At 69.3% G+C, this 6,550-nt stretch carries 5 protein-coding genes; 3 read left to right on the top strand and 2 right to left on the bottom strand.

Features of this window, described 5'->3' with window-relative positions; all coding sequences use genetic code 11:
* Positions 1-1,068 (bottom strand): MDR family MFS transporter (locus FNH04_RS39060; RefSeq protein ID WP_456154885.1); only part of this gene is annotated, 1,068 nt, incomplete at its 3' end.
* A gap of 188 nt (positions 1,069-1,256) precedes the next feature.
* Between FNH04_RS39060 and FNH04_RS39055 the strand changes: the two genes are divergently transcribed.
* On the top strand, positions 1,257-1,889 hold the full coding sequence (locus FNH04_RS39055) for a TetR/AcrR family transcriptional regulator (protein ID WP_386575164.1): 633 nt from the start codon (positions 1,257-1,259) through the stop codon (positions 1,887-1,889).
* Between the two features lie 228 nt (positions 1,890-2,117).
* Complete coding sequence (locus FNH04_RS48785) at positions 2,118-2,249, top strand: hypothetical protein (RefSeq protein ID WP_265581455.1); 132 nt, start codon at positions 2,118-2,120, stop codon at positions 2,247-2,249.
* Between the two features lie 21 nt (positions 2,250-2,270).
* On the opposite strand, the gene FNH04_RS39050 is transcribed toward FNH04_RS48785, so the two are convergent.
* Entirely contained in the window at positions 2,271-2,867 is a 597-nt protein-coding gene (locus FNH04_RS39050; RefSeq protein WP_152790739.1) for a M23 family metallopeptidase, read from the bottom strand.
* A gap of 482 nt (positions 2,868-3,349) precedes the next feature.
* Between FNH04_RS39050 and FNH04_RS39045 the strand changes: the two genes are divergently transcribed.
* Positions 3,350-6,475: an NACHT domain-containing protein gene (locus FNH04_RS39045; RefSeq protein WP_152790738.1), complete on the top strand. Its 3,126-nt coding sequence runs from the start codon at positions 3,350-3,352 to the stop codon at positions 6,473-6,475.
* Positions 6,476-6,550: the final 75 nt, after the last annotated feature.

Raw genomic sequence — 6,550 nt, 5'->3', positions numbered from 1 at the left:
GCCCACGACCGGGCAGACCTTGTACTTGCCCGTCCCCGTCGTCACCCGCCCCGCCACCATCGACACGGCGAGCATCGCCCCCAGCATCGGCAGCAGCAGCAACCCGGAGTTCGTGGCGGACGCGCCCTGCACGGACTGCTGGTACAGCGGCAGGAACAGCACGGCCCCGAACATCACGAAACCGGTGACGAAGCCGATCGCCGACATGAGCGAGAAGTTGCGGCTCCTGAAGATGTGCAGCGGCATCACCGGCTCCGCCGCCCTGGTCTCCCAGAACACGAAGCCCACGAGCGCGGCGACGCCGATCGCGGTCAGCTCCATGATCACGGAGGAGTCCCACGCGTACTCGGTGCCACCCCACGTCGTGACGAGCACGATGGACGTGATGCCCAGGGTCAGCAGCGCCGCCCCGAGGAAGTCGACACGCCGCCACGAGCGGTCGGCGGTCGTCTTCGGCAGGTGCAGTACGGCGGTGACGGCGATCAGCGCGACCACGCCCAGCGGCACGTTGATGTAGAACGACCAGCGCCATCCCCAGTGGTCGGTGATCGTGCCGCCCACCAGTGGTCCGAGGATCATGGCGAACGCCATCACCCCGGCCATCATCCCCTGGTACTTGCCCCGCTCCCGCGGCGGTATCAGGTCCCCGATGATCGCCATGACCCCGACCATGAGCCCGCCGGCACCGAGCCCCTGAACGGCCCGGAACCCGATCAGCTGTCCCATGTCCTGGGCCATACCGCTGAGCGCCGACCCGACCAGGAAGATCACGATCGAGATGAGGAAGGCACCCTTGCGCCCGTACATGTCGCCGACCTTGCCCCAGATCGGGGTGGAGGCGGCGGTGGCGAGCGTGTAGGCGGTCACGACCCACGACAGGTGTTCGAGTCCGCCCAGTTCGCCGACGATCGTCGGCATGGCCGTCCCGATGATCATGTTGTCGAGCATCGCGAGCAGCATCGCGATCATCAGCGCGAACAGGACGACCCGTACGCTCCGCGGCTGTTCACCGCCCTCGGCCTGCTCGGCATGCGCACCCATGCCCCTGTCCGTGCCCGCGTCCGCCATCGTCCCCACTCCCTTGGTGCCACCGGTCCGGCCGCTCAGCCGCCCCTCGGCCTTCACTGGCACTTACTTGCCGACCGACTAGTTGACTACACTTGAGGAACGTAGGCGCGTAACTAGCCGGGCGTCAAGTAAGTTTCCCTGGACTTGACCGTCGGCGGGGGCCGTCGAGGAGCGTGAGGAGTACGACGATGGGCGGCACCATGGACGACACAGGCGGTACGGGCGGTACTGGCGGTACGGGCGGTACGAAGCACCAGCGCCGTGGGAACACCCGCCAGCGCATCCAGGACGTGGCTCTCGAACTCTTCGCCGAGCAGGGGTACGAGAAGACGTCGCTGCGCGAGATCGCGGAGCGGCTGGAGGTCACCAAGGCCGCGCTGTACTACCACTTCAAGACCAAGGAAGACATCCTCATCAGCCTATTCCAGGACCTGACACGGCCGATGGACGAGCTGATCGAGTGGGCGAAGGAGCAGCCGCGCACCCTCGCCACCAAGCAGGCGGTCCTCCGCCGCTACGACGAGGCCCTGTCGGGCGCGGCGCCCCTGTTCCGTTTCATGCAGGAGAACCAGGCGGCCGTACGGGAGTTGAGCGTCGGCGAGTCGTTCAAGGACCGCATGATGAAGATGATGGACATCATCAGGGAGCCGGACGCCCCCCTGACCGACCAGGTCCGCTGCGTGAGCGCGCTGTTCACGATGCACGCGGGGATGCTGGCCCTCAAGGACGTCGAAGGCGACCACGAGGAGAAGCGCAAGGCGGTCCTCGAGGTCGCGATCGACCTGGTGACGCAGGCACATGGGGGCGCCCACCAGGGCTGAACGTCGGCGCCGTCGAAGTCCGGCGGCCTTGAGCGCCCGGCAACCCCGGCGGCCCTGAACGCCACACCGGCGTCGCGGGCCCGAACGTCAGCAGCCCTGAACGCCGCCGGCCTCAGCGCCCTTGCACACCAGCACCATCGAACGAACGTTTCCAGACAGGCGTTCGCGGACAAGATCCCGTACACGCGCCTCGGCCGAGGGGGCGATGGCACCTGCCCGGGAGGCACCGTGAAGCGCGACGACCTCTTGCTGCTCCTCGCCTGCTGCTTCGTGGTGGCCGCGATCCTCATCGTCAGCATCGCCCTCCTCGGCGGCGGCGGCCCGGTCTGCGGTACGGGGCAGGACAAGGGCCCCTGCTGACCAGGGGCCCGCCCCTGCCGATCAGAGGCTGACGCCCTTGTCCCGCAGGAAGGCGACCGGGTCGACGGCGGAACCGTAGTTGGCGGTCGTGCGGATCTCGAAGTGCAGGTGCGGCCCGCTCGAGTTACCGGTGTTGCCGGAGTACGCGATGCGCTGCCCGGTCTTCACGACCTGCCCCTCCTTCACGGTGACGCTCGACAGATGGGCGTACTGGGTGTAGGTCCCGTTGCCGTGCTTGATGACCACGGCGTTGCCGTACGCGGGGCCGTCACCGGCGCCGTTGCCGCCCGCCTTGACGACGGTCCCGCCGTGGGCGGCGACGACCGCCGTACCGCTCTTGACGGCGAAGTCCTGGCCGCTGTGGGTGCTGTTCCACATGTTGCCGGCCTGCGCGAAGCTCGCGGAGAGCTTGTAGCCCTTGACGGGGCTGACCCAGTCGATCGCCTTCTTGGCGGCGGCCGGGGCTTCGGCCTTGACGGTGGCCGACGTACCGGTGTCGGCGGCGGCCGCGACTCCGACTCCCCCGACGACCGAGGCCCCCAGCCCCACGGTGACGACTGCCGCGCGGGCACGGAGCAGGGACGTACGGGAAAGACGGGAGTGGACACGCTTCGACATCAGCAAACCTCACAGGTACGGGGACAGGGACGGGCATGGAACGCCGCCCGGACCGGAACCGAGTCCGGACCGAACGGCATCCGCAGGCCACGGGAACCACCCGGGACAGTGACGCTCGCCGGGTGGGCCATCCCTTCGTACCCCTGACGCCCATCCGGACCAAAACGGGCCATCTACGGCAATAACTAGTACTTAATGCGAAATGCGAGCGAATCTTGACAACCACAAACAACCACCGCCCAGCCCATCAGCCCCGGCAACGCGAAGAGATCCGTCCCGTCTGCGCAGTAAATACCCCTTTTGTTCATCAAATCCTTTCCACTATCGCGCCTAGTACGGGGCAAATCGCCTGTGCGGCATGTCACCGGCTCCCCCGACCGAGGGACCCCGGAATGTGACGGGCACTACGCTGACCGGCGTCTGCGCGACTACGGGGGCGATGGGACCCGGCAGTTGAAGATCGTCATGTGCGGGGGAGCCCCATGGAACCAGCAGCCGTAGGTGTGAGGTTGGCGTCGAGCGTGGTGACGCCGTTGGTCAGGAAACTGTTCGTGACCGAGGGTCAGGGCGCCGGGCTCGTCGAGAAGCCGGTGCGGATCTCGGGGTTCGTGTCCTTCCGGGGCGAGAAACGCACCCTGGACGAGAAGGACGTGGAGAAGCTCGCGGCCGAGCTGGTCCGGCGGGCGCTGAAGGACGGTGAGCGGCCCGTCCGCCTGGACGAGGAGCAGCCCGTCGTCCTTGCGCTGACCACCACCCTGCGCGCCCTCGGCGACCTCGACATGACGGATGTTCAGGCCGTGCAGCTCGGCCACGAGGCGCTGGCCCGCAGCCTCCGGGCGGCAAGCGGCCAACCCGACCGACACCTCTCCTCCGACGCGGCGTACTTCTACGAGAACCTCCTCACCACTGCCTGCCTGCACATCCTGCACTTCTTCACCCAGCGTTCCTCCTTCGTCCCCCGCACCCTCGTGGAGCAGACCCGCAGACAGAGCGAAATCATCGCGAGAATCGACGAGTTGATAGCCCGCACACCCGCGCCCGGCGGCACCGACACCGCCTTCGAGCAGCGCTATCTCCCCTACGTCGCGACCAGGAACAGCCACCTCACCATCTACGGCATCGACCTGGTGAACTCCCCGGACCGGTGGCCCCTCGACGCCGCGTATCTGAGCCTCCAGGCTCTGCGGGCCGAGGGCGCCGAGGCGATGGGCCCGGGCGGGGCGCACCTCGCCTCCGCCGCCACCGCGCTGCCGGCCGAGAAGGCCCTGGCCGACCATGACCGCGTCCTGCTGCGCGGCGTGGCCGGCTCCGGGAAGACCACGCTCGTGCAGTGGCTCGCGGTGACCGCGGCCCGGGGCGAGCGCGGCGACCGCATCCCCTTCGTCCTGCCCCTGCGTACCCTCGTCCGCCGCCCGGACGGCCTCCCCGCGCCCGACGCCTTCCTGGAAGCCGTACGCGTGCCCTTCCACGCCGCCCAGCCGCCCGGCTGGGTGGACCGCGTGCTCAGCGCCCGCTGCGGGCTGCTCCTCGTCGACGGTATCGACGAGATCCCCGAACGGGAGCGTGAGCGCACCCGCCGCTGGCTGCGCGACCTGCTGGACGTCTATCCCGGCAACCAGTGGCTGGTCACCTCCCGCCCCTCCGCCGTACGCGAGGACTGGCTCACCCCTGACGGCTTCACGGAGCTCGTGCTCACCCCGATGAGCCGGGACGACGTCGCCGCGTTCATCGCCCGCTGGCACACGGCGGCCCGCGCCGACGCACCCGACCCCGAGGGTCTCGACGGCTACGAGCGATCCCTGCTCGACGCCGTGCAGACCAAGCCGGATCTCGGCCGCCTCGCCACCAACCCCCTGATGTGCGGCCTGATCTGCGCCCTCCACCGGGACCGGCGCGGCTATCTCCCGCACGGCAGGCAGGAGTTGTACGACGCCGCCCTGTCGATGCTGCTGTCGCGGCGCGACGAGGAGCGGGACATGTTCGCCCAGGGGGACCGGGCCCACGGCATCCGCCTCACCGAACTCCCCCAGATCCAGCTGCTCCAGCGGCTCGCGTACTGGCTGATCCGCAACCAGCAGTCCGAGATGGACCGCGAGCGGGCGGAGCGGATCATCGCCGACGCCCTGCCGTCCGTACCGGCCGCCGCGGCGCAGGGCGACGCCCCGGAGATCCTGCGTCATCTCCTCATCCGCAGCGGTCTGCTCCGCGAACCCTCCGTCGGCACGGTGGAGTTCGTGCACCGCACCTTCCAGGACTACCTCGGTGCCAGGGCGGCCGTGGAGGACGGCGACTTCGGGCTGCTGGTGCGCAGCGCCGTGGACGAGCAGTGGGCGGACGTCGTCCGGATGGCGGTGGCGCACGCCCGGCCGCGCGAACGGGCCGAGCTGCTGCGGGACATGACGACCTCCGCGGAGCGCCTGGAGAACGCGGAGAGCATGCGCGTACGGCTCCTCGCGCTCGCCTCGCTGGAACACGCGACGGAACTGGACCCGCGCGTCCGGGCCGACGTCGAGCGCAACGCCTCCGCACTCATCCCGCCCCGCACGACGGAACAGGCACGTGCCCTCGCCGAGGCCGGCCCGCTCGTACTGGAGCTGCTGCCCGGGCCGGAGGGACTGACGGACGAGGAGGCACGGGCTGTGGTCGTCACGGCCTCGCTCATCGGGACCGATGCCGCGCTCCCGGTGCTGGCCCGGTTCCGATCCCATACGGCGCTGCCTGTACGTGCCCAACTCTGCTGGAGCTGGGAGAGGTTCGCGCCGGGACCGTACGGACAGGAGATCATCGCCCATCTGCCCGAGAACGACCTCTACTTCAGCGCGCGTTCCACGGAGCATCTGCGGATCCTGCGCGAGCTGGGCGGCCGCAGCCGACTCCAACTCGTCGGCGACTTCGGTCCGTCCGAGATGGCCGCGCTCCCTCCCGGCAAGGTGACCCACCTCAACGTACGCGCCAACGAGGAGCTGTCCGGTCTGGCCTGTCTGTCGTCCCTGCGGCAGCTCACGTATCTGGACCTCAGTGGCTGCCCGCACGTGGGGGATCTCTCGCCCGTGGCCGACCTGCCGTTGAGCTGGCTGTCCCTGAAGGCGATGCCCGGCCTCGAGCGACCCGACGCCCTGGCCCCGTTCGCCGGATCGGCGACGCTGCACTCACTCGACATCAGCGTGGCGCTGGAGACCGACACCCTGGACGAGGCTTTCCCCCGGGACGTGCCCCTGCGCTATCTGCGCCTCGCCGACGACGCGCTCTGGCACACCGGCCTGCGCGGCCTGCACCGGTTGCGTTCACTGAAGCATCTGAGCCTGGCCGACCGGTACAGGAAACTCGGCCCTCAGGACTACGAGGAGATCGCGCGGCTTCCTGAGCTGGAGGACCTGCGCCTCGTCTGGCCGACCGGTGGCTGGCCGGGCCCGCCGTTGCCGCACGTCACCGGGCTGCGGCTCAACGATTTCCTGGGCCACGAGGACCTTTCGAGCCTCTCGGCCGTCTTCCCCAATCTGCGCACGGTCGTGATCGCACTCGGCCGGGAGAACACCGACGTACCGGAATCCGTCCTGGCGGCGTTCCCCGTGCCCCCGGTCATCCGCTCGGGGTACAGCTTCGTGTGATCCGCCGGACGTTCGCGTACGTGGTCCAGGCACGCGAACGTCCGGCACGCGAAGGGGGCCGGTGCCCACAGGCAC

Origin of the sequence: Streptomyces phyllanthi (genome assembly GCF_009377205.1) — a bacterium.
GTDB lineage: Bacteria > Actinomycetota > Actinomycetes > Streptomycetales > Streptomycetaceae > Streptomyces > Streptomyces phyllanthi.
The sequence above is the reverse complement of the archived record's forward strand: the minus strand, read 5'-3'. Positions and strand labels throughout refer to the sequence as shown.

What these genes read in the sequence shown, in the direction of transcription:
- FNH04_RS39045 (WP_152790738.1), top strand. Translation starts at nt 3,350, where the DNA reads ATGGAACCAGCAGCCGTAGGTGTGAGGTTGGCGTCGAGCGTGGTGACG.
- FNH04_RS39050 (WP_152790739.1), bottom strand. Translation starts at nt 2,867, where the DNA reads ATGTCGAAGCGTGTCCACTCCCGTCTTTCCCGTACGTCCCTGCTCCGT.
- FNH04_RS39055 (WP_386575164.1), top strand. Translation starts at nt 1,257, where the DNA reads ATGGGCGGCACCATGGACGACACAGGCGGTACGGGCGGTACTGGCGGT.